General features: G+C 62.6%; 30 protein-coding genes. 18 read left to right on the top strand and 12 right to left on the bottom strand.

Going from position 1 to position 26,083, the window contains the following annotated elements; genetic code table 11:
- Positions 1-60: 60 nt before the first annotated feature.
- The 8 genes from J4D99_RS21005 (at position 61) to J4D99_RS20970 (ending at position 7,301) form a co-directional block, all read left to right on the top strand.
- Complete coding sequence (locus tag J4D99_RS21005) at positions 61-477, top strand: hypothetical protein (protein ID WP_208133714.1); 417 nt, start codon at positions 61-63, stop codon at positions 475-477.
- A 45-nt stretch (positions 478-522) separates the two neighbouring features.
- A complete protein-coding gene (locus J4D99_RS21000; RefSeq protein ID WP_208133713.1) occupies positions 523-918 on the top strand; it encodes a hypothetical protein in 396 nt (131 codons plus the stop codon).
- A gap of 84 nt (positions 919-1,002) precedes the next feature.
- Positions 1,003-3,267 (top strand): toprim domain-containing protein, encoded by a 2,265-nt coding sequence (locus J4D99_RS20995; RefSeq protein ID WP_208133712.1) that lies wholly within the window; start codon positions 1,003-1,005, stop codon positions 3,265-3,267.
- 413 nt (positions 3,268-3,680) lie between these two features.
- Positions 3,681-3,896: a hypothetical protein gene (locus J4D99_RS20990; protein WP_208133711.1), complete on the top strand. Its 216-nt coding sequence runs from the start codon at positions 3,681-3,683 to the stop codon at positions 3,894-3,896.
- A gap of 243 nt (positions 3,897-4,139) precedes the next feature.
- On the top strand, positions 4,140-5,453 hold the full coding sequence (locus tag J4D99_RS20985; protein WP_208133710.1) for a zincin-like metallopeptidase domain-containing protein: 1,314 nt from the start codon (positions 4,140-4,142) through the stop codon (positions 5,451-5,453).
- 92 nt (positions 5,454-5,545) lie between these two features.
- Positions 5,546-5,821 (top strand): hypothetical protein, encoded by a 276-nt coding sequence (locus J4D99_RS20980; RefSeq protein WP_208133709.1) that lies wholly within the window; start codon positions 5,546-5,548, stop codon positions 5,819-5,821.
- Positions 5,822-5,885: 64 nt separating this feature from the next.
- Positions 5,886-6,398 carry a hypothetical protein gene (locus tag J4D99_RS20975; RefSeq protein ID WP_208133708.1) on the top strand — a complete coding sequence of 171 codons (513 nt, stop codon included), beginning with the start codon at positions 5,886-5,888 and terminating at the stop codon, positions 6,396-6,398.
- Between the two features lie 42 nt (positions 6,399-6,440).
- Positions 6,441-7,301 carry a toll/interleukin-1 receptor domain-containing protein gene (locus J4D99_RS20970; RefSeq protein WP_208133707.1) on the top strand — a complete coding sequence of 287 codons (861 nt, stop codon included), beginning with the start codon at positions 6,441-6,443 and terminating at the stop codon, positions 7,299-7,301.
- Between the two features lie 123 nt (positions 7,302-7,424).
- Here J4D99_RS20970 and J4D99_RS20965 read toward each other — a convergent pair whose 3' ends face one another.
- Positions 7,425-7,604 (bottom strand): hypothetical protein, encoded by a 180-nt coding sequence (locus tag J4D99_RS20965; protein WP_125440563.1) that lies wholly within the window; start codon positions 7,602-7,604, stop codon positions 7,425-7,427.
- A 311-nt stretch (positions 7,605-7,915) separates the two neighbouring features.
- Positions 7,916-8,644, bottom strand: coding sequence for a ParA family protein (locus J4D99_RS20960; RefSeq protein WP_208133706.1), 729 nt, complete (start codon positions 8,642-8,644; stop codon positions 7,916-7,918).
- Between the two features lie 692 nt (positions 8,645-9,336).
- Between J4D99_RS20960 and J4D99_RS20955 the strand changes: the two genes are divergently transcribed.
- From J4D99_RS20955 to J4D99_RS20910, 10 genes are all read left to right on the top strand, one after another.
- A complete protein-coding gene (locus J4D99_RS20955; RefSeq protein ID WP_208133705.1) occupies positions 9,337-9,813 on the top strand; it encodes a hypothetical protein in 477 nt (158 codons plus the stop codon).
- Positions 9,814-9,828: 15 nt separating this feature from the next.
- A complete protein-coding gene (locus J4D99_RS20950; protein ID WP_220235764.1) occupies positions 9,829-10,854 on the top strand; it encodes a DUF5712 family protein in 1,026 nt (341 codons plus the stop codon).
- 40 nt (positions 10,855-10,894) lie between these two features.
- Positions 10,895-13,033 carry a type IV secretory system conjugative DNA transfer family protein gene (locus tag J4D99_RS20945; RefSeq protein WP_208133703.1) on the top strand — a complete coding sequence of 713 codons (2,139 nt, stop codon included), beginning with the start codon at positions 10,895-10,897 and terminating at the stop codon, positions 13,031-13,033.
- A 76-nt stretch (positions 13,034-13,109) separates the two neighbouring features.
- Positions 13,110-13,367 carry a hypothetical protein gene (locus J4D99_RS20940; protein ID WP_208133702.1) on the top strand — a complete coding sequence of 86 codons (258 nt, stop codon included), beginning with the start codon at positions 13,110-13,112 and terminating at the stop codon, positions 13,365-13,367.
- Positions 13,368-13,470: 103 nt separating this feature from the next.
- A complete protein-coding gene (locus tag J4D99_RS20935; RefSeq protein ID WP_208133701.1) occupies positions 13,471-14,814 on the top strand; it encodes a Fic/DOC family protein in 1,344 nt (447 codons plus the stop codon).
- 85 nt (positions 14,815-14,899) lie between these two features.
- On the top strand, positions 14,900-15,097 hold the full coding sequence (locus J4D99_RS20930) for a hypothetical protein (RefSeq protein ID WP_208133700.1): 198 nt from the start codon (positions 14,900-14,902) through the stop codon (positions 15,095-15,097).
- A 163-nt stretch (positions 15,098-15,260) separates the two neighbouring features.
- Positions 15,261-15,632: an ArsR/SmtB family transcription factor gene (locus J4D99_RS20925; RefSeq protein ID WP_208133699.1), complete on the top strand. Its 372-nt coding sequence runs from the start codon at positions 15,261-15,263 to the stop codon at positions 15,630-15,632.
- Entirely contained in the window at positions 15,629-16,258 is a 630-nt protein-coding gene (gene merTP / locus J4D99_RS20920; protein WP_208133698.1) for a mercuric transport protein MerTP, read from the top strand. The genes J4D99_RS20925 and merTP overlap by 4 nt, the downstream gene beginning before the upstream one ends.
- A 9-nt stretch (positions 16,259-16,267) precedes the next feature.
- Positions 16,268-16,504, top strand: coding sequence for a GDCCVxC domain-containing (seleno)protein (locus J4D99_RS20915; RefSeq protein ID WP_208133697.1), 237 nt, complete (start codon positions 16,268-16,270; stop codon positions 16,502-16,504).
- A gap of 327 nt (positions 16,505-16,831) precedes the next feature.
- Positions 16,832-17,092 (top strand): hypothetical protein, encoded by a 261-nt coding sequence (locus tag J4D99_RS20910; RefSeq protein WP_208133696.1) that lies wholly within the window; start codon positions 16,832-16,834, stop codon positions 17,090-17,092.
- A gap of 28 nt (positions 17,093-17,120) precedes the next feature.
- Here the strand turns inward: J4D99_RS20910 and J4D99_RS20905 are convergent, their stop codons facing one another.
- Genes J4D99_RS20905 through J4D99_RS20860 form a run of 10 tightly spaced genes read right to left on the bottom strand, consistent with a single transcriptional unit; the run spans position 17,121 to position 26,066 of the window.
- Positions 17,121-17,855, bottom strand: coding sequence for a DUF305 domain-containing protein (locus tag J4D99_RS20905; RefSeq protein WP_208133695.1), 735 nt, complete (start codon positions 17,853-17,855; stop codon positions 17,121-17,123).
- Between the two features lie 32 nt (positions 17,856-17,887).
- A complete protein-coding gene (locus J4D99_RS20900) occupies positions 17,888-18,154 on the bottom strand; it encodes a hypothetical protein (protein ID WP_208133694.1) in 267 nt (88 codons plus the stop codon).
- 22 nt (positions 18,155-18,176) lie between these two features.
- A complete protein-coding gene (locus J4D99_RS20895) occupies positions 18,177-18,956 on the bottom strand; it encodes a ZIP family metal transporter (RefSeq protein ID WP_236018783.1) in 780 nt (259 codons plus the stop codon).
- A 4-nt stretch (positions 18,957-18,960) separates the two neighbouring features.
- A complete protein-coding gene (locus J4D99_RS20890) occupies positions 18,961-19,629 on the bottom strand; it encodes a DUF305 domain-containing protein (protein WP_208133693.1) in 669 nt (222 codons plus the stop codon).
- A 12-nt stretch (positions 19,630-19,641) separates the two neighbouring features.
- Entirely contained in the window at positions 19,642-20,544 is a 903-nt protein-coding gene (locus J4D99_RS20885) for a cation diffusion facilitator family transporter (RefSeq protein ID WP_208133692.1), read from the bottom strand.
- A 3-nt stretch (positions 20,545-20,547) separates the two neighbouring features.
- The gene (locus J4D99_RS20880; protein ID WP_208133691.1) at positions 20,548-21,732 is read right to left on the bottom strand and encodes an MFS transporter; all 1,185 of its coding nucleotides are present in this window, start codon (positions 21,730-21,732) and stop codon (positions 20,548-20,550) included.
- Positions 21,732-23,867, bottom strand: coding sequence for a heavy metal translocating P-type ATPase (locus tag J4D99_RS20875; protein WP_208133690.1), 2,136 nt, complete (start codon positions 23,865-23,867; stop codon positions 21,732-21,734). The genes J4D99_RS20880 and J4D99_RS20875 overlap by 1 nt, the downstream gene beginning before the upstream one ends.
- Before the next feature lie 49 nt (positions 23,868-23,916).
- A complete protein-coding gene (locus tag J4D99_RS20870) occupies positions 23,917-24,531 on the bottom strand; it encodes a hypothetical protein (RefSeq protein ID WP_208133689.1) in 615 nt (204 codons plus the stop codon).
- Between the two features lie 11 nt (positions 24,532-24,542).
- Positions 24,543-24,875, bottom strand: coding sequence for a YnfA family protein (locus tag J4D99_RS20865; RefSeq protein WP_208133688.1), 333 nt, complete (start codon positions 24,873-24,875; stop codon positions 24,543-24,545).
- Between the two features lie 9 nt (positions 24,876-24,884).
- On the bottom strand, positions 24,885-26,066 hold the full coding sequence (locus J4D99_RS20860; RefSeq protein ID WP_208133687.1) for an efflux RND transporter periplasmic adaptor subunit: 1,182 nt from the start codon (positions 26,064-26,066) through the stop codon (positions 24,885-24,887).
- Positions 26,067-26,083: the final 17 nt, after the last annotated feature.

The raw sequence follows: 26,083 nt of genomic DNA, 5'->3' as shown, positions 1-26,083 counted from the left end.
AGTGAGTTGTGCACGCGGCCGGCTGGTTTGCTACCTTGCGCGCCCTCTAATTGCTGCTGCATGACCACCTCCATTCCCACCCCCCCGGCTTCCACCCCCCTTGAGCCGGTTAATGCGGGCTTTCCAGACCCCGCCCTTATCGTTTCCTATGCCACAGTTCTGCGCTATATCCGCCACCGCCTCAACACCCTGCTGCACGGGCAGCTCAAGCCCTGGGCTCAGGAGCACAAGTTCAACTACGCCCGGCTGATTGAAATCAAGAAGCTGGAGGAGGAAACCCAGGCCGTGCTGCTGCAGCGCCTGATGGCCCACTTCCAGTTTCCCACCGAGCTGCTGCGCATCATCGTGCACCAGTCGCGCCGGCACTTTTTCATGTTCACCTCGCTGGAAAACCTGGCCCGCTTCAAATCCGAGCTGAACCTGTTCGACAACCCGCCTTTTGACGCTCCGGCGTCACCCACCTCCCCTACTACCTAGCGGAAAGGCCCTGGAGCCTGCCCGCTCCACGTTGCTCTTTTCCCTATGCCCGTTTCCGTTGCTTCCCGCCGCCTGGCGAAATCCATTACTTCCCCGGCCGCCCTGCGCCCCCAGTTGCCCGACCCCGCGCTGGCCATCACCTACGACGAGGCCCGCCGCTACGTGCAGTTGCGGCTGCGCAGCCTGCCCCACGGGGGCCTGCGGGCCACCTGCACCGCCTTTGGCTTTCCTTACACCACCAGCGTGGGCCTGAAAACGGGTAGCCTGCAGCGCGAGGAATACCGCCTGGTGCAAAAGCACCTGCGCGTGTTCGGCTTCGACACCGAGCTGGTGCGCCTGTACGTGGACGGCCAGCTCTGCGAGCACTACCTCTTTGCCGACGCTGCCCTGCTGGCCACCCTGCGCGAGCAGCTGGCGGCCCACGAGCAGCTGGTCAGCTAGCGCCCCCTCCCTCCTACTTCCTGATTTACGCCCCACGCCCACTCCTGCGGGTGCGGCTACGGCATACCCTTTCCTTTCCTGCTTATGCCCGCTTCAAATTCTTCCCCACGCGACAACGACCCCCAGGAGCTCGACCGCTTCAAGCAATCCATCGACCTGGTTGACTACGCCACCCAGCGCCACGGCTACGACGTGAAAAAGGCCGGACCACGGGGCCAGTGGCACCAACTGGAAAAGGATGGAGAAATGCTCATTGTCTCCCGCAAGGGTGACCACCAGGTGTACCTGAACCCTGGTGATGACCGGGACTCCGGCTCCATCATCGACTTTGTGAAAACCCGCGAGAATCAGACGCTGGGGCAGGTGCGGCAGACCCTACGCCAGTATCTGGGTGAACCTGAGCAAGGCTGGCAGGCAGCCACTTCTCCCCTACTGCCCGCTCCTGCCGCCTACGCCCCCAAGCCCAGTGAGCCGGCAGAAGTGGAAACCGAAGCGGAGCGGCGGGCCCGCTTGGTGGCAGCCGTCATGGGCACCCATGCCGCCCTGACCGACCGCAGCTATTTACACCACCGGCACCTGTCGGATGAGACCATTGACAGCCCGGCTTTTCAGGGACGGGTATTCACCAGCCAGCAGGGGAATTTTCGCAACACGGCGTTTCCGCTCTACAACGAGCACGGCATTGCCACCGTGGAGCAGCGCAACGACGACTACAAGCACCTGCTGCAGCTGCCCAAAACAGGCGTGTGGGTGTCGCACCCCACCGAGGGCAAGGATACTCCGGTGCAGCGCCTGGTCGTCTCGGAGAGCCCGGTGGACGCCATGAGCTACCACCAGCTGCACCACCGCGGCGCCGAGGGTCAGCCCAATACGCTGTACGTGGCCACCAGCGGCACCGTCACCGAGCGGCAGGTGGAGCTGATTCAAAAGCTCATCGATAAGCAGGAGCCCAAAGAAGTGGTACTGGCCAACGACAACGACGCGGCCGGCCGACGCTTTAACATCAATTACCTCAACGAACTCCAGGCCCCGCGCCGCGCCCGCGAAGTGGCCGACGGCCAAGTGGCCTACGACGAGGCACCCCGCCCGGTGGAATGGCACGCCACGGCTGCCGGCAAGTACCACACGGCCCTGCGCGTGGAGTTTCACCACGCTACCCGCGCCGAGGGCACCGAGCACCTGGCCCAACTCACGGCGCAGGTGCAGCAGCTGCGGCCTTTCGCCGACGAGGCCCTGAACCTGGAAGTGCAGCGAGCCAGCCGGCAGGAAACCGTGGTGCGCCTGGTCGCGCCAAATGCCGACAGCCATGCCCTGGAAGAGCTAGCGCGCAGCCTGCACGCCCAGCGCGAAATGCAGCGCGACCAACTGGAGCGACAACCCGCCGAGCCCGGTCGCCAACCCGAGAACTTCATTCGCACCGAGTACGCCATCAGTAAGGATTTTAACCGGGACCTGGAGCTGTTGAGCCAGGGCCTGACCCGCGAACAAGTGGCCAAGCAGGCCCGCGTCGACGAGCAGGCCAAGGAGCAGCAGCGCCAAGAGCGCGCTCGTCAGGAACAGGCCGAGCGGCAGCAGGCCGAACAGCGCGCCGCCGCACAGAGCCCGGATGCCCAGCGCCGGGAAGCGGAGCAGCAGCGTCAGGCCACCACGCTGGCCGTGGCTGTCGCCACCGGGAACCCAGCCATGCAGCGCGCCGTGCAGCTGACGGTAACCGAACCGAGCCCCGCCGACGAGGCAACGCCCAGCCAGGCCCAGCAGATGCGCGAGCTGCTGCGTAAGGCCGGCGCCGACGTGGCGCTGCGAGCCGAAACGGACCCGACCAGTGGACAGCTGCGTAGCGAGCTGGACGTGCGCTATCATCCCCACGCCACCCCCGGCGGGCTGCGTCAGCTCAGCCAGACGCTGGACGCGCTGGATAAGTCTCCTCTGGTAACCCTGCGCGAAGATGCCGGCGAGCAGGCCGAGCGCCGCGAGCTGGCCGCTGCCGCCCCGCCTCCGGGAGTGACGAAGACGGCCATTATTCGCATCGACGAGCCCGAACCCCGGCCGGGCAGTACCGGCCAGGCTGAAGCCGTGGCCGAGCAGCTGCGCGAGGCCGGCCTGAACACGGGGTCGCTGCGTAGCGCCACCGACCCGGCCACGCACCAGCGCCACAGCGAGATAGAAGTCAGCTACCGGCTCGACCAACCGAATCTGGCGCGAGCCAGTGCTGCGCTCGATGACGTGGCCCGCCAGCCCGGCGCGCAGCTGCACGAACATTCCGCCGACCGGGCCGAGCGGCACCGTCTGGCGCCTAGCGGCATAGGGGTCAATGCCCTAGCCGAGCGCACTGCCGGACCCGAGCGGTAGCAGGTAGTCGGCTTGCCGAGGAAATTCCCCGATAATATGGTCTGATTCTTTAGTTTTGCGGGCATAGCAAGCTGCTCACCATGCTGGCGAAAACAGGGTTTACATCTACTTACGCGCCGTCCGTCCTGCCGCGAGCAGGCCGGACCCTGGCATCCGCTGCCCAGCGGCCGCTGCCGATTTCCGAGCGCCCGGCCCTGTTCGTGGGTCCGCATCGAGGCTAATTCAACTTTCTGGTAAACATCCCCCGCAGCTGCTGCGGCTGCCATCGGCTTGCTAATAGCCGACGGGCAGGGCTGTCTATTCCCGGGCCTCGCTACGCGGCGGGCCCGGAACCTCGTTGCATTTTCTTCCACGCCATTACCCCTGTTATGATATCTACCGGTCACCGGCCATTTTCAAGTTTTTGCCCCGCGATGAAAGGGCTGATTTTACAACTCATCCGCGACGAGTATCAGCCGCTGCTGCACCTGCCGGCGGACCTCTCCGATGAATCCTGGAGCCAAGCCGTCAGCAAGGCCAACCCGGTCTTGTTCTACCTCAACGACGGAGCACCCTTGATTCAAATCGGCGAAGCCTCCCGTGTGAGCCTGCTGGAATGCCTGAAGCAGGAACTCGGCCAGCCCGAGTAATCTGCTCTTCGAAGCGGTGAAAGTGCCCGATAGGTTTCCTGTCGGGCACTTTTGTTACCGGCCTTTCCGGCAAGCGGGTATAGGAGCCAGGCGCCAGGGGCAGTGGGGGAGAAATGTTTTGGCAAGGTAAAATAATGGCCAATAAGTCTGTTTTTGTTGTCTTTTTAGCAACGAATTAGCTCATTTTTGCGTTTAATAAGTAAGGAAACGGTTTTAAAACAGTCACTTAGCCTCTACTTAGCGATGAAAAAGCAAACCAGCACCGCCGCCCAAACGACCACCCGCCCCGACGTGTACCAGATTGTTACCGACCGGGTGATTGCAGCCCTTGAAGCGGGCCAGATTGCTTGGCGCAAGCCCTGGCATGCCGCCTACGGGCTGCCTCGCAACTACGTCAGTGGGCGGGCCTATACCGGCATCAATGCTTTTTTGCTGCACCTGGTAGGCGGTACGCCGTTTTTTCTCACGTTTCGGCAGGCCAAGGAGCTGGGCGGCAACATCCGCAAAGGGGCCAAGGGTATGCCCGTGATTTACTACAACGTCACGACCCGCACGGATAAGCAAACCGGCGAGGAAGAGAAAACGCCCTTTATCAAGTACTACACCGTCTTTTCGGTGGATGATGTCGAAGGAGTGGACATTGTTCTGCCTGAGCAGCCCAAAGACCGCGCGCACGAGCCCCTGGCCGCGGCCGAAGCCCTGGTAGCAAACTGGGCAACCTGCCCCCGCATTGAGCATGGAGGCGGGCAAGCCTACTACGCCCCCGGCCCCGACTTCGTGAATGTGCCCCGCCCGGAAACCTTCGTCAGCGGCGAAGCCTACTATTCAACGCTGTTTCATGAACTGACCCACGCCACCGGCCACGCCAGCCGCCTGGACCGGCCCGACCTGGCCGAGGCCTTACGCCCGAGCGGCCGCGCCGGCTATGCCCGCGAGGAACTGACGGCCGAGATGGGTGCAGCCTTCCTGTGTGGCCACGCCGGGCTGGACCCCAGCGCCACGCTGGAAAATACCGCTGCCTACCTGCAGTTTTGGCTGGAGCAGCTGCGCGGCGATAAAAAGCTGGTGGTGCAGGCCGCCAGCCGGGCGCAGCGGGCCGCTGAGTTTATCCTGGGCACCGCGGGCGGCGATGATAACGGACCCAGCGCCCCGGAGCCGACCCCCCCCAGCGCAAGCCCAGCAGCTATGGAGGTAAACAACGAGCCCGAAGTTGCCCCCGCTACTGCACAGCCCGTTGATACCGGGGCCGTGCTGCCCTGTCCGGTGCTACCCACTTTGCCCCTAGTAACCTTGGGGCAGGAAACGCTGCCCACGCTCACGACTGTCGTGGTATCCACGCAGCGCATCGAGCTTACGCGGCTCATGGAGCACCCCGCTTTCAGCGACGAGCAGCGCCGCACTGCTACGGCCCGCATTCTAGCCGAGTCAGACCCCGCCCGGCTGGGCCGCTGGCTGACCAACATCATGCGTCAGATTACGGAATGGGAGGAGCGCACCTTGGCCGAGGAGGCAGAGCAGAATCCGCACTTCTCAGCTTTGGCGCAGGTGCCCGAATAGCCCATGGCCTTGTTGCCCCGCTCAGTACCGGGCGAGGCCGGGGGCGGTGGGGTACCCGCTTGCCCAGTCTCTAACGTCAATCAATTACTCTTATGAATTCTGTTGACAAAGACTTGCCCGCACAAACCTTTCGTGACCTGCTTCGCCACGGCCGCTTCCGGTTTACAGAAAGGGAATTAATGGAGCACCTCCAAATGACTTATCGCACGATAAAAAGGCGAGAGCAGGACCCCTCAAGCCTAACTGTTGCAGAATTGCTCAAAGTGTCAAACCTGCTGAATTTGCCCATTCAGGATGTTATTGCGGTAGTGATTAAAGATATTGACGCTTCATCCAGTCAGGAAATGATTTACCACGGCAAAACCTAAAATGGCTACTTACCCTTCCTTGTTCACAAGTGGTCCAGATTGGACCAACAACGCATGCCTTAACATGTCGTCTGATAGAATGTATGGGCTTGTCGAGGGATACCGCCTCGCCGCGAATGTTCTCATTAACGAAGTCATGGAAACAGGTCAAAATCAGGATATCCTAGTTTGGCCAATTGTATTCATGTACCGGCAGCACATTGAACTCCGACTCAAGGAGCTAATCACGGTTGGCAATGCCTTGTTAGGCGAAGGCAAAGAACCTTGGGGCCACAGGCTCAACGAACTATGGCCTGTAGCTAGGCTTGTGGTGAGGAAAATGCGGAATGAGTTGGAAGAAGACCCAGGGGAATTTGCCTTGGTTGACCATTTTATTGCCGAGCTTTCCAGCGTAGACCCTGATGCAACTGCCTTTCGATATCCTGTTGACACGAAAGGCATAAAGCGGTTAGCTAACGTTGACCATATCAATCTGCGCCATCTCAAGGAGTGCATGGATTCTTTTTGCAACTTCCTTGAAAACATTGCCTGGTGGTTTGCCGCTGCTCAAGATGCGCGCCCAAGCTTGAATGATTAAGGCTGGCTACTATTTAATTTCTCTCCGCATAACTAGTCTTTTATGGCCACTGCCACTACCCAATGGGATGTATTTATCTCATATGCATCCGAAGACCGTGAATCTGTAGCCTTGCCCCTGGCTACTGAATTAGCCCGACGAGGGGTACGTGTGTGGCTGGATAAATTTGAGTTGCGCGTTGGTGACAGTTTAAGGGAGCGTATTGATGAAGGGCTTGCCCATAGCCGTTTTGGTATCGTTGTATTATCACCTAACTTTTTCAATAAACACTACCCGACCCGTGAGTTGAATGGGTTAGCACAGCAGGAGATTAGCGGGGATAAGGTGATTCTGCCCATCTGGAAAGATGTCACGGCGCAAGACGTCCGTAGCTTTTCTCCCCCACTGGCAGACCGAATTGCTATTACATGGCAGGATAACTTGGCCTCTGTAGTCGGCGAGCTCCTGCCAATTATACGGCCGGATATTGTCGAAAAAGCCAAACTGGAGGCGCTGACTCCTGTTCAGTTACCCATAATCTCGTCTGGCCGACAGTTGATGCAAGTGATTGAGCGGGCGGATATGCTGAACCAGTCGCATGAAGAATTCGAAACCGCTGCCGAACTCGAACAAATTGCCCCTTTGATGGACGAGATAAGGGAGTTGGTGGACACCTTCGAGTTTTTGGAAGCGGGGGATGTTCCGCGCACAGAATTCAGCTTCACCGAGAAGCTTCGCAGCCTGACGGCCATTGGATGGAAATTACACGGGGGGCAGCATCAACGAATGGTGACAATTGGCGAAAAGCCTTTGAAGATGAAGGTAGGGGCTTTGGCATTCGTGCGCCTGAGCTGCGAAAGCGTTGCCGTGCAAGGCGAAAAGTTCTTCCTTTACAAGCCTGAGGTGCCAAGTAGGTCTTTATAGCAGCTATGGTCCGCACAGTAACGTGCGATGATTTCGGTGGGATAGCTCGGTCATTCTTAAAAATAAAAAAGCAGGAAAGAACGATTAATTCGCTCCTTCCTGCTTTTCCCTACTGCCCCTCCCCTACTTGCCCTTGGCAGGCGGGCCGTGCTGTAGGTAGTAGTTTACCGCTTCGTCAACCAACTCTTTCAGGTATACCCGGCGGCTGTGGAGCATCAGTTCCTCGTGGATATAGGCCAGCGCGGCTCGTTGCGTTTCCCCTTCCAGGCGAATCAGCGACGGCTGCAGCCCGGATGGAGCCACTTCGGCAGCAGGTGATTCTACTTTTGGCGGGCGACCCCTACCCCGCTTTACTGCCTGCGTTGCTGGAGCAGTTGGCTTAGGAGTTGCTACCACAGCAACAGGCGCCGGCGCTGGAGCCGCGGCCTCTATCACCGGCGGCGCTACCGCGGCTGGTTCAGGTGAACGTACAGGCGTGGGCGTGGGCTCAGGAGCTGGTGCAGTGCCCGTGGCGGGCTCGGCTGCTACGGGCGCGGCCGGCATGTGGCCCGGCTGCCCGCGCAACATGGACATCTTCTCGTCCGTGGAGATTTTCAGGCGTTGAATCTTGGCCATTACGATACGAGTTCAGCGGTGAGCCCAGCGCGGGCAATCAGTTCGTCACACAGGGCGCGTACTTCGGCTTCTACCGAGGCATCGGCCCCCACGGCCCGGCGGTAGGCCGGATTGAGGTAGCTGTAGCGGGTGGATAGACGCTTGTAGCAGCCCAGCTGGCGCAGGGAGGCCTGCAGGCGCGGCAGCCCCAGGGCGTCGGTGAATTCGTCCATGTCCTTTTCCTCCTTCAGGTTGGTGCGGTGCGAATGCACGCCGAAGAACTGGAAGTCCAGCCCCTGCTCCCGCGAGAGCCGGGAAATCTCCTGCAGCAGCTGCATAAAGGAAATCGTGGCCAGTCGTTCGGCATCTGACGCCCCTACCGGCACGAGCACCACGTTGGCGCCGCTGAGCACGTCAATCATGGCCGTGTCGTCCGAACGGCCCGGCACGTCAATAAACACCACGTCGTAGTCGTCGCTGATTTCGTCGAGCCGGTCATACACCTGGCCCATACCCACCGATTCCAAGGCATAGGGGAAGGCCGGCTCGGCCAGCGTACCGGCTTCGCGCTCCAGCTCGACGCTCGGCTGGTCGTTGGTGAGGCGCACACCCGCCAGCGTCTGCTGCGAGTCCGCGTCGACCACCAGCACGCGGTAGCAGTAGTCGGCGGCCAGCGCACCCGCCAGCACGGTGATGAGGGTACTCTTACCAATGCCACCCTTCTGGTTGGCAACGCAAATGATTTTCATAGGGCAGGGGAACTAATGGGAAAGCCACAGGAGAAGCAGCTTGCAAAATAAGCAGCTTGTTTCTCGATTTTCAAAGTTACTTGTAAACTTGTTTTTTTATTTCCTGGAAAATAAAGCAAGTATGTTACTAGGAAATTGCAAGCGTTGTTTCCTGTTTTTCTTATTTCCTAGAAAATAAGCATAAAAGCTGCTTGGTAAAATTAGAAACAAGTTGCTCAGTAAACATTCTGCAAAAGTTCTCAAGAAACTTATTTCCTAAAATCCTAAGAAACAAAGCGGATTACGAGGCGTAAAGCAGCCAGGATACAGGATTTCGCCTTTTGAAGATACTTGTTTCCTAAGAAATAAAAAATCCTTCCTGATGCTCTCTAGGTATTCCCTTCCCTGCTGACACTCCCCTAAGTAGAATGCAGTTGGCGTTCAAGCCTTGGTGCCATGAGGCGGTGACAAAGGGGAGCACTGTAGGTAGACCGTTCGTAGCGGGATGCTGCTGGGCCAGGGGGCCTTAGGGTAGTTAGCCAGGGGGCCTTAGGGTAGTTAGCAGGGAGCCTTAGGGTAGTTAGCAAGAAGACCACCATTTAATATCGCTAACGCGCTGATTAAATGGTGTTTAAATATCAACAGAGTTGATATTTGTTAATCTAGTAAGCTAAAACACTGACTGTCAGTAGTTGAAAATTAAAATCAGTGGTATGCAGGACCAGCCACAGAATACATCACCCCAGCCCAGCAACAACTCCGCCGTGAAGCATCTTACGGTGAGTGGACCAACGCACCGCATGGTAGGAGCGGAGTCCGCGCGATTGGGTATAACCCGCACCGAGTACGCGGATGCGGCCATTCGCTACTTCGCGGAACGCGGCTTAAACCCGGTGGAGTCGCAGGCCCGAGAAGGCCAACTCATCATGGCCGAGGTGAAGCGGCTTGGCGACCGGGTGTTTTCTTACCTGCAGGAACAGGAGCGGGGGCTACTGCTGGAAATGCTGCGCTTTCAGCTGCGGCAGCAGGCAGTGCAGGAGCAAACGCTGCGCGTCGTAGAGAATTTATTGGCCCCGGAAGGCGGGGAGGCTCTGCACAAAATACAGCAGAAAAACCAAGCACGCATTGCTGAAACCGTAGCTGCTGGTGTAGCTGCTTTGGACATTAAAGCGCTTAAGAAAACGCGCTAATTCAGAGTTTTTGTCATGCATGCCAAGCTTATTAATCCAAAAACGAACGGTGAAAAGGCCTACAATAACCAGGGTAGTGCAGCTCAGGTATTGAATTACCTAACTCACGAGGCCAAGCATAAGGGTGAGAATGCGCGCTTCTTTGATGGCGAACAAGACCTGCTTGACCGGGAGGCAGTGCTGGCTTCCTTGGATGGCAACGTGAAAGGACTGCGGGCAGGAGAAGCCAAGTTTTACTCTTTGGTGCTTTCCCCGAGTCCGGAAGAATTGGCCCACATCGGCGGGGGAGATGAAGCGAAGCTGCGCGCCTATACCCGGGATGTGATGGCCGCCTATGCTGCTGGTTTTCGGCTGAAGGACGGCGGGGCCGTGGGGAAAGATGATTTGGTGTGGGGAGCCATCATTCACCACGAGCGCACCCACCGCGGCACGGACGCGGCCGTGCGAGCCGGGGAAGCCCGGCCGGGGCAGGCGCGGCCCGGTCTGCAGGCCCACATCCACGTGGTTGTTTCGGCCCGCGACAGAGCGCAGCGCGTCACCCTGAACCCCGGCGGGCGGGTTAGCCGGTTCAGCCTGCGGGACTGGCAGGAAGAGGCACGGGTACTATTCGAGCGCCAGTTTCAGTACCAAGGCCCAACTCCCAGCCGAAGGCCAGCCCCGGCCATCCCGGAACCCAACCCCCAACGAAATGCCCGGATTGCCGAGCGCGTCGAGCAGCTAAACCGGCAGGCAGACCCAAGCCAGCGGCTGGATGCGGCGCGGGTGCAGCGCATCGCGCAGGGGCGGGGCTACGACCGAATTTTCTACGACCGGCTCCGCCGGCTGGAAGGGCGCGCCAGGCAAGGGCAGCCGTTGGACAATGCCTATCATCTGCTGGCCACCGGACGCGAGGAACCCGCCCGTGACCAAACCGGCCATCAGGTGCGACAAGCCCTGCACAGCTTTCAGCAGGCTCTGCGCGCCACCAGCGGCCCCGACCGCGTGGACACCCAGGACATCGGCGAGCAGCGTGGGCGCCGGCAATGGGAACCCGAGCTGTAACCCCGAATAAATAACCACTTCATTTCATTACCTCATGAGCATGATGAGCGCCCCCCGGCAGCCGGCTACCCACCGCCTGACCGGCCTGTATCTGGCCTTCGGCCTCCTGTTGGTATTGCTGGCCGCCGGCGAGTACTACCTGCTGTCTCATCCCGCATTAAGGGCCGAAGCAGTGGCACCGGGCCTGCCGGGCGCTGGCCTGGGTGCTTCCATTACGAGCCGCCTGCTGGCAGGGATGGTAAGCTTTTACCAACGCTTTGGCCTGGTCGTGCGCGCGACGGTGCTGGTAGCGGGAGGGATGCTAGCGCTGCTGCTCAAAGCGCCGCCCGTCCGGCCCGGCCAGCGCCGCTGGCAGCCCACGCAGCTGCAGCTGCGGCGCATCCAGTTGGGGGCCGCCGGCGTGGGCCTGGTGGGCGGGGCGTTGTTGCTGGCGCTGGCGTCGTTTTCGGCTGGCGCGATTGCCTGGCTATACCCCGTAGCCGCTCTGCTCGTGCTGGGCGCGGGCCTGGTGGCAGGTATCGCGCGGGCCCTACACAAAACCGAGCGGTTTGGGCTGCGAACCGAGCGCCGGCAGCAGGTCTCGGAGCACGGCTTTAGCCTGGCCACCACGGATGGGGGCTGGATAAATATTCCCAACCCGTTTCGCGGGACGCTGGTGCTTGGCGGGGCCGGGGCTGGCAAGTCTTACTCGATTGGCGAGCCCCTGATTGAGCAGTTCACCGAGAAGGGGTTTGCCGGGCTCATCTACGACTTTAAGTTTCCGGTGCTGGCCGAGGCCGCGCAGAAAGCGTTTGTGCTCGCCGATGCCAAAGCTGCGGCAGTAGGGGAGGGGCGAGTGGCGGTGCAGCTGCACATCATCAACTTCAAAGACCTGGAGCGCAGCGAGCGGGTAAACCCGCTGCGGGCCGACAAGATGCCGGTGGTGGCCTACGCCAACGAGTACGCCCGCGCCATCATGGCCAACCTGAACCCGGAGAGCATCAAGAAGATGGATTTCTTCGACACCAGCGCCAACGCTTTTCTGACGGCCATCATCTGGTTTTACAGGAAGAACTTCCCTGCCTTCTGCACCCTGCCCCACGTGGTGAACACGGCCCTGCACCCGGACTTTACCCACGTGCTGAGCATGCTCGACACCGACCCCGAGTGCGGCGACATGGTGCGCTCCATCACCACGGCTGTGAAGCAGCGCGCCGAAAAGCAGGTGGCCGGCGTCATTGCCTCGCTGCAGATTGTGCTCACGCGCATCAACTCCCCGGAAATTGCCTGGGTGCTCACGCCCGACGAGGCAAGAGGGGAGGGGTTCAGTTTGGAGCTGAATGACCCGCAGGCACCCAAGGTGCTGGTGGTGGGCAACGACCCCACGCTGAAAGAAACCTTCTCCCCGGTTATCAGCTGCATCGTGGCCGTGGCACTGAAGCTCATGAACCAGCAGCACAAGCATCCGAGCTACGTATTCCTCGACGAGGCCGCGACCATCTACGTACCCAACCTGGAGGTGATACCGGCCACTGCCCGCAGCAACAAGGTGGCCATGATTTACATGACCCAGGACCTGAGCCAGATGATTGACGCCTACGGCCGCGACAAGATGCAGGTGATGGTGAGCAACCTCAACAACCAGTTTTTCGGCAAGGTCAACTCGCTGGAAACAGCCAAGTTTGTCTCGGAGCTGGTGGGCAAGGAAGACCGGGAGATGGTGTCGGCCAGTATGGGCCGCAGCCAAAGCGGCGGCAGCCGGGGCGCCGGCAGCAACGCCAGCCAGAGCGTGAGCTGGCAGGAGCGCAACCTCGTGCGCCTGCAGGATACCATCACACTCGAAACCGGCGAGTTCATCGGGCAGACCGTGGAAACCGAGCAGCCCTTCTTCCAGGGTAAGGTGGAGCGCCAGGCGGCGCCCGGCTCGTACCCGCTGCACCCGCTGGCCACCTTCGAGGGCGGCCCGGCGCCGGTGCTGGCCGAGGCCCCGGCAGGGGAGGGGCGAGAGCAGGATTGGCTAAGCCAGCGGCGCGCGGCCAGGCAAGCCGGTAGTAACCCGATGACAGGCCCGGTCAATGCATTGCAAGCCGTAATTCAGGCCAATTTTGAGCTTATCCGCGAGGATGTGGCCGGCATCGTGGGGCAATACGCCAACACGCTCAAACCGGGCCAGATGCCCGACAATGAGCCCATGCTTTAAGTGCTGCCCTGGGCACCATAATGCCGGGTTTTTTGTTTAATTTGTACTCTCATTCCCCGTTTACGTACTGTCCTTTATGAACACGCAAGCTTCTCACACCCCGCAGTTTGGTCCCCGCGAACAAACCCGCGAGCAGCGGCAGTTTATCATAAACCAGTCGCTGGGCATCACCCGCAGCCAGGGCGCCTACCAGGAGCCCGAATGGCTTGCCGAGCTGCACGCGCAGTACGTGGCCGGCCACATTGACTTGGCTACCATGGGTGCCCGCCACGACGAGCACCTGCGCCAGGTGCAGGCCCACAACTTCGAGCACGCCTTGGCGCACGTGGCGTAATCCGGCTTCTTTTCAGGTATTTAGTTGCATTAGCCCGGCCTGAGGTCGGGCTAATTTTTTGGCCCCATTCCAGCGAGAAGCGTGGCTCTCGTATTTACCCTTGATGGATAATTTTACAGACCCCCACACCGGCGTCTTCTACAACAAGCTCGGCATCACCGATGCGCAGGAGCTGGAGCAGGCCACCAAGGATGCGTCGCTGCGCCGACTGCAGGAGCTGTCCGCCGGTTACGGACCCCAAGGCGACACCTTTGACGCCCAGCGGCTGCGGGCCGTGCATCACCACCTGTTTCAGGATACGTTCGAGTGGGCTGGCCAGACCCGCCGGGAAGCCGGGTTTCAGGGCGTTAAGGCTGCCGACCTGCCCGGCATGGAGCGTCCCATGCACTTTGCACCCTTCGAGCGCATCGACGAGCGGCTGAATGCGCTGGGCGAGCAGCTCAAGCAGGAAAACAACCTCAAGGGCTTGCCCACGCCCGAAGCATTCGCGGAGCGAGCCGCTTATTACTTCGACCACTACAACCATGTGCACGCCTTCCGCGAGGGCAATGGCCGCACACTGCAGGCCACCTTCGCCGAAATTGCCTACCAGGCCGGCTATCAGGTCGATTTCAACCGCGAGCACGAAAAGCTCAACCCTGCCCGGGACCAGGGCATCGTAGGCCTGCACGGGGCCGGGCACAAAGACTGGGACTTACAGGCCCTTCGCGACTTGTTTGCCCGCAACACCACGCCCTTGCCCGGACCCGATGCTGAAGCCGCCCGCCACCCCAGCCAGGCCCGCCCGCTGACGGAAGGCCCCACGCCCACCGTGCGGCAGATTGAGCAGTTGCGCGAGTTGGTTGCCGCGGCCCCGGCCATGCAGCAGTTGGTAGCGGGCGTCGACTACCGCCGCAACCAGCGCGCCGACGCGCTGCTGGCCCAGGTGCTCGACATTGACCGCAACCCGCAGGCCGGCCTGGCGCAGCATGGGGCCGCGCTGCAACAGCTGGTAGACGAGGTAAAGCAGGACAAGCGCTTTCAGGACCCGGATTCGCAGCGAGAGGCCGCTCGCTTCGGGGCTGCGCTGACGGCTTTGCAGCCCCCGGTACAAACGAAGGTTGTAGCGGCCGCGCCAGCGCAGCATCCCATCATCCCACAGCCCGCGGGGACGGTTGCGTTTGTGCAAGCCGCCAAACAGGTAGTAGAGGGGCTGGAAGAACAAGGCTACCCAGGGCCGGCCGATTCCTTGTTGCGAGCTGCTAAAGCCGTGGAGAAATCTGCCTACCTAGGGGGCGCTAACCTCCAGGCCGTGGCTGAGGCCTTAACCCGAGCCGAGAGGATACCGGCCTTGGCTGAAGATGCTGCCAACTTGCGAAGTGCCGGCCGCAGCTTGCAAGAAGCCCAGCGTAGTATGGGGCCAGCAACTGAACCGGCTAGCCGAGCAGCGGAAGGTCCAGAACGGTAGGCGGAAAGCATAGCCAGCAACTTCCCCTAGCAATGGATATTGTGCGATAACAGAAGTTGCAACGCTAATAAGTACCTTGCCTGCTATGAAAGATGATGAGCTGGAGTTTCTGCACGAGCAGCTCGCAGCTACCGAGTTGCTGCCCTGTGCCACCTGTCGGCAGGAAACGCTGCACGCCCACGTGGAGGTGCTGGAGCGGTACGCGCACGCCACGGAGTTTCTGATGGAATGCACTGCCTGCGGCACACGTCGCACGTGGATGTATCTGGAAACACCCAATTAGCATTTCCACGGGGAGCAAGCATTCATCACCCTGTAGGCGTATCTCGGCATCGCTTCGTCTATCATGAGTGAAGCTAAACAATGAACGAAGCAAGCCAAAAACCTTTTCATCGTACTTTAGCATTTGCTTAAATACGAGAGTCGACTTACTGCTTCACTCAACCATGAATCCAACGCCATGCGTCCGGGTCTTTGCTGACACAGACCACATCCTGCAGTGCCAGCAGCACCTGACCAAGGCCGCTCCCGCGCTGAGCTCCCTGGCCACAGTGCTGGCCCTCGCCGGCAACAAAGTGCGCCTGCAAATGCTGTTCCTGCTGGCTGACGAGCAGCTGTGCGTGTGCGACCTAGCCGATGTGCTCAATATGACCATTTCGGCCGTGTCGCAGCACCTCCGTAAGCTTAAAGACGGCGGCGTGGTCACCGCCCGCAAAGTCGGTCAAACGGTGTTTTACACCCTCAGCGCCGAGCACCTGCCAGTGCTCCAGCCCCTGTTGGCCCGCCTCACGTCCACCGTCCCCGAACCCGCCCAATGAGCAACATCCCCGCCCAGCCCTCCAAATCCTTGTTCGGCGCCGGCCTGCTGGCCGCGCTGGCTGCTTCGCTCTGCTGCGTCACCCCGCTGCTGGCTGTGCTCGGCGGCCTCGGCGGCGCCGCCAGTTCCTTCGCTTGGCTCGAACCCTACCGCCCTTACCTAGTGGCCCTCACCGTAGCCGTGCTCGGTTTCGCCTGGTACCGACACTTGCGCCCCGCGCCGGTAGCGGCCGACTGCTGCGCCGTGCCCACCAAACGCTCCGTCATGCAGTCCACCGGTTTCCTGGCTTCCGTCACCGTCCTTGCCACCCTGCTATTAGCTTTTCCCTATTACGGCGCGAAACTTTATCCCACCGCTAAGCCCAGTGCCCCCGTGTCCAGCACTACCGGCGCCGCCCCCGTTTGGCAAACCCGCACCTACCGCATCGGCGGCATGACCTGCGAGGCCTGCGCCCGCCACGTCGAAAGTGCGGTGCAGCAGGTGCCCGGCGTTCAGTCTATAGCTGTGTCCTATGACCAAGCCACCGCCCAGGTCCGCTTCGACGCCGCTCACGCTCAATCCGCCCAGGTCGAAAGTGCCATCAACAGCACCGGCTACCACGTGCTTCCCTCCACCACCGCTCGTTAGACCTTGCATATGACCCCTCTTCAGCCTACCATCTCCGTGACCCTGACGTCCGTGCTCACCTGCCCGGTTTGCCAGCACCAGCAAGCCGAGCAAATGCCCACGGATGCCTGCCAGTACTTTTACGAGTGCCCCGGATGCCACACGGTGCTCAAGCCGCTGGCCGGCGACTGCTGCGTCTACTGCTCGTACGGCACGGTGCCGTGCCCGCCCATTCAGACGGAGGGGAAGTCCAGCTGCTGCGGTTGAACTGCCGCAGCCTGGAACAGCCCTCGCCGGAAACGGATAAACGGCCGACAATTGCAGCCCACGATGTTGAAGGCTGGAGCTTGCGCGACCGGTCTTGGCTGTCGCCTGGGGTAGCATTTCCGCGACAAGGCCGGCAGCAGGGAGCCTCGTTAAAACGGATGGTACTGGCTTAGCAGAAGGAGCACGCCCACGGCCAGGTAAATGCCGAAGCGTTGGAGTTTGAGCGCGGGCTTGTGGTGATGGCACATGCGCCCCTAACACGGCCCCCAGCGATTCCGTTGCATTTGGGAAGCCGCCCGTATACTTCGGCTTTTCAGCTACATCGTTATGTCCTTTCCTGAAAACGATACTGCCGGCATGACGCAGCTGATGCGTTACGTGCTCACCATCGACAACATGTGCGCCCCGGACTGCATCGTCTGGGTGCGCGAACAGCTGGTGGGCTTAGGCCTGGTGGTGGACCGCGTAGCCGTAGGCGAGGCTGAAGTAGCGACCGCGCACCTTAATGGCCCGGACCTGAAAGCCATCCAGGCTGCGCTGGAAGCCGGAGGGTACCAATTGGTCCGGTCCGTCACCAAAGTGGGTTAGAGAACGAGGGAATGGTCCTGGGAGAACACTACTTGCCCTGGCGTGGGTGCTGGCTGAGCCATACTTGCACCTGCTCAATTTCCCGCTGCTGGTCCTGCAGGATGAAGTAGGCGGCACGCTGCAGGGGCTCGTCGCGGCCCAGCTCCAGCTCGGCCCGGGCCAGGGTGATGGAGTTCTGGTGGTGCGGCACGAGTAGGGCGGCGTAGTCGTGGTCGATGCTGCCGGTGCCGGCGTCTTCCTGCTTGGGGGTGTGATGGTGGCTTAGAGAGTCTTTGCCAGCTTCTACTTTAGCGATGTTGCGGTGGGCGGCCGGGTGCAGCCCATTGGTTGCCGCCTCCAGCAACCGGCTTAATTGTTCGGCCTGGAACGTGCGGTCCGGGAAAGCAGGTGGCAGGGCCCTGATGCGTGCAATGGCCGAGTCCAGCCCCAAAATGAGTTGCTGGTGGGCTTGGTGAATGTCCTGCGCAACGCGGCGCAGCTCGGGGTCCTGGCCTTGCTGTAGCTCCAGCGCCGACATGGACACGGCCGCCCGGTGGTTTTCGCGCATGAGCTGGGCGAAATAGAGGTCGAGATTGGTGCCCGGTGGGAGGGCTTTGGAGTGCTCGGCCATGGTGTGCAGGGCGGCCATCATGGTGGCCGGGGCGCCGGGCTCGTGCACGTCGGCCGTATCGTCGGAGCCGCTGCGGCAGCTGCCTAGCAGCAGGACACCGGCTAGCAGCAATGCCTGGGCAACATGACGAAGGGAGGCGGCAGCACGGAGCATGGAGGAAAGATAGGGGCGCTGAATCGAAGGCATCAGGCCAGGGTGGTGCTCACGACGTGGCTGCGGGCTTCCTCGTCGCCGTGCTGGGTTTCGTGCTGCACGTAGTATTCCAGTAGGGTGCCGGGGGCGAACGTGTCGGTGTCGAGGTAGGGCGAGCGGGTGTTCACGGCCAGGCGCTGCCAGGGGCTGGCTTCGCCGCCCACGCGGCGGAAGAGGTGGGCGACTTCCAGCATTTCTTTAGAAAAGGCAATGCGGCGGCCGGCGGGCTCCAGGGTCAGGTCGATTTTGGCGGTGTGCATGAGGGGCGGATAAGAGAAGGGGCTAGGCAACCATGCCTAACAACAGGAATAAGAGAAAGCCGACGAAAAAGGCCAGGGTGAGCAGCGGGGTTTCGGTTTCTTCGTGGGCCTCGGTGAGCAATTCTTCGGTGACGAGGAAGAGCAGGGCAGCCAGGCCAAAGGAAAGCACGATTTCGAGCAGGTTGCCGCTGGCCCCGCGCAGCACGGTGGTGCCAATGCCGGCCCCGGCCAGCAGCAGCAGCGAGAGGCCAGCTACGATGGCCACGGCCCGGCCCTTGCCGTGGCCGCCCTGGCGCAGCTCGACGGCGGTAGCCAAGCCGAGCGAGAGCAGCTCGATGGTGAGGGCAATGGCCAGCAGGGTGCCTTCCTTGGCGCCGGCGGAAAAGCCGATGCCGAGCAGCAGCCCGTCGATGAGAATGTCGATGCCGATGGCGACCAGCAGGCCCCACGGCAGGGCGGCGGTGGCGGGTGAAGCGGTGGTGGTCTCCGGAGTGGCGGCATCGCGCTGCTCCAGGCGCTGGGTGAGGTAGCGCAGCCCCATCATGACGGCCACGCCGAGGCCGAAGCCAAGGCCCACTTCGTAGGGAGCGTGGCGCTGGACGATGTCGGGCAGCAGCTCGACGGCGACCACAGAGAAGATGACGCCGGCGGCGAAGTGTAGGATGGCGCTGCGCAGCTGGGGACCGGGGGCGCGCCATACGGCTAGGGCCGCGCCGGCAATCATGACAACGGCCGGCAGCAGCGAGAAGCCGAGCATGGTGGTCCAGGGCGGGGTGACAGCGGTGGGAAGGGCGAGCAGCATGGGGCTATTTGCTGGGGTTTGCTTTGAGCCAGCGCTGGTACCGCTGGATTTCGGCCTGCTCGTCACGGACAATGCGGCGCGCGGCTTCCTTCAATTCGGGCACTTTGCCAAAGTCCAGTTCCACTTTGGCCAGGGCGACGCCGGTTTGGTGGTGCACCTGCATGAGGGTGGCAAAGTCGGTGTCGAGGGGGCCGGGCGTGGGCGGTGGCTGCCGCAGGGGAGCGAGTGCGGCGGTGATGCGGCGCACGAACGGGTCTTTGGTATTGCCGGGGCGGTATTCCTGGCCTTTGGGCGGCTGCTTGGTCAGGGCCAGCTCCAGAACGTGGTTGTCGCGCTCGTGACCTTCGAGCACGTGCTGGGCCAGGGCGCGCAGGGTGGAATCTTTGCCGCTGGCAATTTCGACGGTGGCCAGGCGCTGGGCGCCGGCGTGGTGCACGGTCATGAGGCGAGCAAAGTCATCGTCCCAACAGCCTTCGCGGTACACAGTATCGAGCTGCTGGGCCAGGAGCTGCAGGGTGTCGCGCAGGTTGGGCGAGGTGGCGACGGGGGCGGGCTTGGGCTGCGTGGCGTGGGCTTCCTGCTCGTGGGCGTCGGTGTCGTGCCGGGAGTTGCAGCTCGGGAACGCGAGGCCGGCACCGAGTAAAAAGGTGAAATAAGCGAGGTAGCGTTTCATGGGGAGAAGTGATTATTCGGTGGGCTCGATGTGGACCAGCACGTTGTACACGGCGGGTTTGGCCCGGATGATTGCGGCTTTGACGGCGCCGGAAATGTAGTGGCCTTCGCGCACGCTGATGGCGCCGTCGACAATCACGTGCAGGTCGGCGAAGTACTCGAAGCCCATCTTGCGCACGAAGCATTTTTCGGTGGCCACCACGCCGGGCACGGCTTCGGCCAGGGCGCGGATGTCTTCGGTCCAGGTGCCTTCGGGCGCTTCGTCCATGATTTCGCCGAAGGCCGGGCGGAAAATGTGGTAGGCGTTGTAAACGATGAAGCAGCAGGCCACCAGGGCCGCCCAATCGTCGGCCGCTTCCCACCCCTTGCCGCCGATGAGGGCAATGCTGATGCCCACGAAGGCCGTGCAGGAGGTGATGACGTCGGCGCGGTGGTGCCAGGCGTCGGCTTTGACCGCGTTGCTGTCCACTTCTTCGCCCACTTTATTGACGCGGCGATAGAGCGTTTCTTTGATGATAATGACCACGGCCAGCACGGCCAGCGTGAAGGGCGCGGGCAGCTGGTGGGGCGTGATGATGTGGATGATGCCTTCGGTGGCAATGTAGGCGGCGGCCCCGAGTAAGGCCACGGCCACCATGATGGCGGCCAGCGGCTCGGCTTTGCCGTGGCCGTAGGGGTGGTTCTCGTCGGGCTCGCGGGCGGCGGTGCGCAGGCCGAGCCACACGATGAGGGAACTGAAAATATCGGTGCCCGACTCAATGGCTTCGGCGATGAGGGCGTAGGAATGGCCCACCACGCCGGCCGTGCCCTTGCCGAGCACCAGGGCGATGTTGGCGCCAATGCCGAGCAGGGTGGACGATTGGCCGCGCTCGGCCCGCTCGCGGTTGGTGGGAGCAGCTTCGGAGGAAAAGGACATAGGTTAGCTGGATAAGGAAGAACTTAAACGGACCCGAGCCAGGTACAGGGCCACGCCCACGGCTGCTGCCGCCGCCAGGCCAAAGGGCAGGCCCGGTCCTTGCCACTGCCAGAGCAGGCCGGCGAACGAACTAGCCCCCAAGGCGGCTAAACTGCTCAGCCCGCCGAGCGTACCCAAGGCGGCGCCGGCATCGGCTTTGGCGCAGAGGGTGCTGACCCATGCTTTGCCGACGCCCTCGGTAGCGGCCGCGTAGAGCCCGTAGACGGCAAACAGGGACGCCACGGCCCACCCGCTGGTGGCCAGCGCCATGCCTCCGTACACGCCGGCGAACACCAGGAAGCCAGCCACCAACAGGCGGCGCGGGCCCAAGCGGTCGGCCAGGTGGCCCAAGGGCCAGGCACTGAGCACGTAGGTGAGGTTGTAGAGCACGTAGCAGCCAATAACGGCCGTAGCGGACAGGCCGCGCTGCCGGGCCAGGAGCAGCAAAAACGCATCGGAGCTGTTGAACAGGGCGAACACCAGCAGCGCGCCGACCACGCGCCGGTAGGCCGGGGAGGCGACCCGCCAGTAGCCAAACGAGGCCCAAAAGGGCACTACGGGCCGGCCGGAAGGCACGGCTTGCCGCTCCCCCAGGGCCAAGGTGATGCCCACCGCCAGCACCCCGGGCACGAAGGCCCACAGGAACAAGGGGCGAAACTGACCCGGATAGGCCGCTAGCCACGCCAGCGCGGCCAGGGGGCCGAACACGGCCCCTAACGTGTCCATGGACCGGTGGAAGCCAAACACCTTGCCCCGGTCGGCAGGAGTGGTTTCGTCGGAGAGCAGGGCATCGCGGGCGCCGGTGCGCAGGCCTTTGCCCAAGCGGTCGACGGTGCGGGCCAGCAGCACCCACGCGGGGGTGGCCAGCACCGCGAGCATGGGCTTGGAGAGGGCGCTCAGGCCGTAGCCCCACTGCACAAAGGGCACGCGGCGGCCGAGGCGGTCGCTCCACTGCCCAAAATAGCCCTTGCTCAGGCCGGCCACGGCTTCGGCCACGCCTTCGAGCAGCCCGATGAAAAACACGGAAAAGCCAATGGACTGCAGGTAAAGCGGCATGACCGGGTAGAGCATTTCGCTGGCCAGGTCGGTGAAGAGGCTGATGAGCGAGAGCAGCCAAACGGCGCGGGTGAGGTAAGCGAAGCGCCGCATCAGAACTTCATGCGCTGGATGCGCACGGCGTTGAGGATGGCGAGCAGGGCGACTCCGACATCGGCAAACACGGCTTCCCACATGGTGGCCAGGCCGCCGGCGCCGAGGGCCAGCACCACGGCTTTCACGGCGAAGGCCAGCCAGATGTTCTGCCACACGACCGTGTGCGTGGCCACGGCGATGCGGCGGGCAGTGGCAATTTTACTGGGGTGGTCGGTCTGGATGACGACGTCGGCGGTTTCGATGGTGGCGTCGGAGCCGAGGCCGCCCATGGCGATGCCCACGTCGGCCAGGGCCACGACGGGGGCGTCGTTGACGCCGTCGCCGACGAAGGCTAGGCGGTGGCCGGCGGCTTTGAGGCGCTCGACGTGAGCGGCTTTGTCTTCGGGCAGCAGGCCGCCGTGGGCTTCGGTGATGCCGAGCGTTTGGGCCACGCGCTGCACGATGGTGTCTTTGTCGCCGGAGAGCATGACCAGCGTTTTGATGCCCTGGGCACGCATCTCCTGCACGGCCTGGGCGGCGTCTTCCTTGATTTCGTCGGCCACGGTGAGGTAGCCGGCGTACTGGCCGCCCACGGCCACCACCACGATGCTGTCGACGAGCTGGTCGATTTCGGCGGGGTAGGCGACGTTGAATTTGGTGAGCAGCTTGGTGTTGCCGGCCAGCACGTCCTGGCCGTCGACGCGGCCACGCAGTCCGTGGCCGGATATTTCCTCGACGTTTTCCACGGTGAGCGGCGTACCCGTGACCTTGACGTGCTGCACCAACGCCTGGGCAATGGGGTGCGTGGATTTGGCTTCGAGGGCCGCGGCCAGGGCCGTGAAGCGGGCTTCGGTTTGGCCCGGGGCCGTGACGACCTGCTGCACGGCGAACACGCCCTTGGTGATGGTGCCGGTTTTGTCCATCACCACGGTGTCAATTTCGCGCATGACGTCGAGAAAGTTGGAGCCTTTGAACAGCACGCCCGCTTTGGAGGCTGCGCCGATGCCGCCGAAGTAGCCGAGCGGAATGCTGATGACCAGGGCGCAGGGGCAGGAAATGACGAGGAACACCAGCGCGCGGTAGAGCCAGTCGCGGAAAACGTAGTCGTCGACGAAAAAGTAGGGCAGGAAGGTGAGCATCAGGGCCAGACCTACCACGATGGGCGTGTAGATGCGGGCAAACTTGGTGATGAACTGCTGGGTCTTGGCCTTGCGGCCCACGGCGTCCTGCACCATGGCCAGAATCTTGCTCAGCTTGGTGTCTTTGAACGCGGCGGTGACGGCAATCTGGCTCAGGGTGTCCTGGTTAATCATGCCGGCCAGCACGGTTTCGCCTTTTTGCTTGGTTTGGGGCACGGACTCGCCGGTGAGGGCGGCGGTGTTGAAGGTGCCGCGCTCGGACTGCAGGGTGCCGTCGAGGGCTACCTTTTCGCCGGGCTTCACTTCGATAACGTCGCCCACTACCACTTCCTTGGGGTCGAGCACGAGGCGCTGGCCGTTGCGGAGCACGCCCACTTCGGTGGCCTGAATTTCGAGCAGGGCCTTGATGCTGCGCTTGGCGCGGTTTACGGCCGCGTCCTGGAACAGCTCACCCACGGTGTAGAACAGCATCACGGCCACGCCTTCGGCATACTCGCCGAGGGCAATGGCGCCGATGGTGGCGATGCTCATGAGCAGAAACTCGTTGAAGATGTTGCCGCTGGGAATGCTCTGGATGGCCGAGCGAATGACTTTCCAGCCCACTAAGAGGTAGGCGATGCCGTACCAGATGGGGCGCACGTAGCCGGTGAAAAAGCCGACTTTATAGTAGTCTAGGGCTATGCCGGCCAGCAGGAGCACCAGGCTGATGCCCGGCACTAGGTAGGGGTTGTCGCCGGCGGGGCCGTGGTCGTGGTCATCGCCGCTGCCGTGGTCGTGGCCGGCGTGCTCGTCTTCGGCGGCGTGGCCTTTGTCGACCACGCGCTTGCCGGCGGGGTGGTTGTGGCCGGCGTGCTCGTCGGCGTCGTGGTCGTGGCCGGGCACGTCGTGGCCCTCGGGGGCGGTGGCGGCCTCGGGCGTGAGCTGGGCGCGGGTGAGGGCGCCCACGTTTTCGGGCTGCACCTGCTTGGCAGTGTTCAGCTCCTCGTTCAGGTTATCGGATGAAGGGTCGGGCATGGGAAGCGGTGTTGGAATAGCGAATGAGAGGGGACGGCGGCCGGGGCGGCTACCAGTCGACGAAAAAGCCGGCGATGCCCACCAATACCAGCACGGCGCCGGTGAGGCGCCGCTCGTGGTGGGCCAGGCCGGCCAGCTGGAAGCGGCCCAAGCCGCGGTGTGCCAGGGCGACCAGGGCGCACATCGCCGACACGGAGGCCAGCAGGTACACGCCCATGAGCAGGGCCAAAGCGGCGGGGCCGTGGGTGCCGGCGGCGAGGAAAAAGGTTTGGATTTCGAGGCAGGGCGCCAGGAACATGGTGGCGGCCAGTCCGAGCACCACGCGCCGCCGGGCGCGGCGCCTGGGCACAAATGCCGGGTCGGGGTGGGTGTGGCCGGGGCCGGACAGGGCGTAGAGCAGGCCGATGCCGATGAGGAGCAGCGGGGCTATCCAGCCGGCGAAGTGCGCAAACCGGTCGGACAGGCGCCAGCCCAACAAGCCAAGCACCAAACCGATGAGAACGGTGCTGCACACGTGCGCCAGCCCGGCCACTGCGGTGACGCCCACGGCCTGCCGCACGGGCCATTTCTCGGCGCGCGCCACGGCCAGCACCGGCGCCCAATGGTTGGGAATGGCGGCGTGCAGCAGGCTAAGCAAGAGGGCACCGGTGAGCAGTTCGAGCATGGGCGAAGCGGTTAGGAACGGGGCCAGAACAGGATGATGGCTATGCCCACGAAGCAGACGATGCCCCCGATGACGTCGAACCGGTCGGGCCGAAAGCCGTCGAAGTACCAGGCCCACGCGATGGACATGACGATGAAAACGCCCCCGTACACGGCGTAGGTCTTGCCGAAGGACGTGGGCTGCCAGGTGGCCACCAAGCCGTAGAGCATGAGCAGCACGGCCCCGGCCGCGCCCATCCACCCGGGCCGGTCGGCCTTGAGCCACTGCCACATGAGGTAGCCGCCGCCGATTTCGCAGAGGCCGGCCAGGAAGAATACGAGCAGGGGCTTAAGTAGTGTGAGCATGGGGCAGGGTTATTCTTCCTCTTCGGCATTCTTGAGCTTGCCAAGGAGAGCATACGCACCTGCAATGACAAAGCGCAACGGCTTGCCTTGTTCGGCGGCGGGCAGGTGGACTTCGGTGTAGCCGTCTTCGCTCACGCCGCGGGTCACGGGCACCATTCGGTAAATGGCGGTGCCGGCCTGGGCAGCCGAGTCGGCGGCCACGAATACGTAGGCCTGGGAGCCGTACTGCACCACGGCTTTTTCGGGCAGGGTGGGCACGGTGACGCGGTTGGTTTCGATGACGGCGCGCACGAAGGTGCCGGGCAATAGCTGCTCGTCCTCGCGGTCCTGGTGGGCGTGGATGCGGACGGTGCGCTCGGGGCTGATGGCCTTGCTGATGAGGTAAACGTGGGCCGTGCGCTCGCGGCTGAGGGAGTCGTTGCCGAGGGAGAAGCGTACGAGCTGGCCTTCCTTCACCTGGGGTATATCGCGCTCAAATACCGTCAGCTCCACGTGCAGGTGCTCGGGGTTGACGATTTCGAAGAGGACGTCGGTGGGCGTGACGCTCTGGCCGATGCTCACGTTGACGGCTTTGACGAAGCCGGCTTTGGGGGCGCGCACGCTGGCCGTGCTCACGATGCGGCCGCCGATGGGCAGGCCGGCCAGGCGCAGGCGGGCGGCCTGGGCGTTGCTTTTCACCTGCAGGCCTTCGTACTCGGCCTGGGCGCGCTGGTAGTTTTTCTGCGGGGCCACTTCCTGGCGGTAGAGCTCGGCCTGGCGCTCGTACTCGGCTTTGGCGAGCTTGAGCTGGCTGCGGGTTTCGAGGTAGTCCTGCTGGAGCTGCACGAAATCGGGGTTGCGGATGACGGCCAGCAGCTGGCCTTTGCTCACCCGCGAGCCCTGGAGCAGGTCGGTGCGGTCGACGAAGCCGCCAAGGGGTGCGCTGACGGAGACGAGGTTTTCGGGCGGCACGTCGAGCACGCCGTTGACTTTGAGGCCGCCGCTCATAGGGCGCTGGGTGAGAGTGCCGAGGCGCACGCCGCCCACCTGCTGCTCGGCGGTGGTGAGGGTGACGCGGTCGGGGGTAGCGGCTTCTTCGGCAGGGGCGGTTTTGCTTTCCGTGGCCGGGGCTTCGCTGGATTCTTCAGCTTCTTTCTTGCCGCAGCCGGCCAGCAGGGCCAGCAGTAGGAAATAGGTGGTGAGGTGTCGCATGGATTTGATGAGGTGAA

Source organism: Hymenobacter sp. BT559 (assembly GCF_017571525.1).
Taxonomy (GTDB): Bacteria; Bacteroidota; Bacteroidia; order Cytophagales; family Hymenobacteraceae; genus Hymenobacter; species Hymenobacter ginsengisoli.
This window is presented reverse-complemented; position numbering and strand designations above follow the sequence as displayed.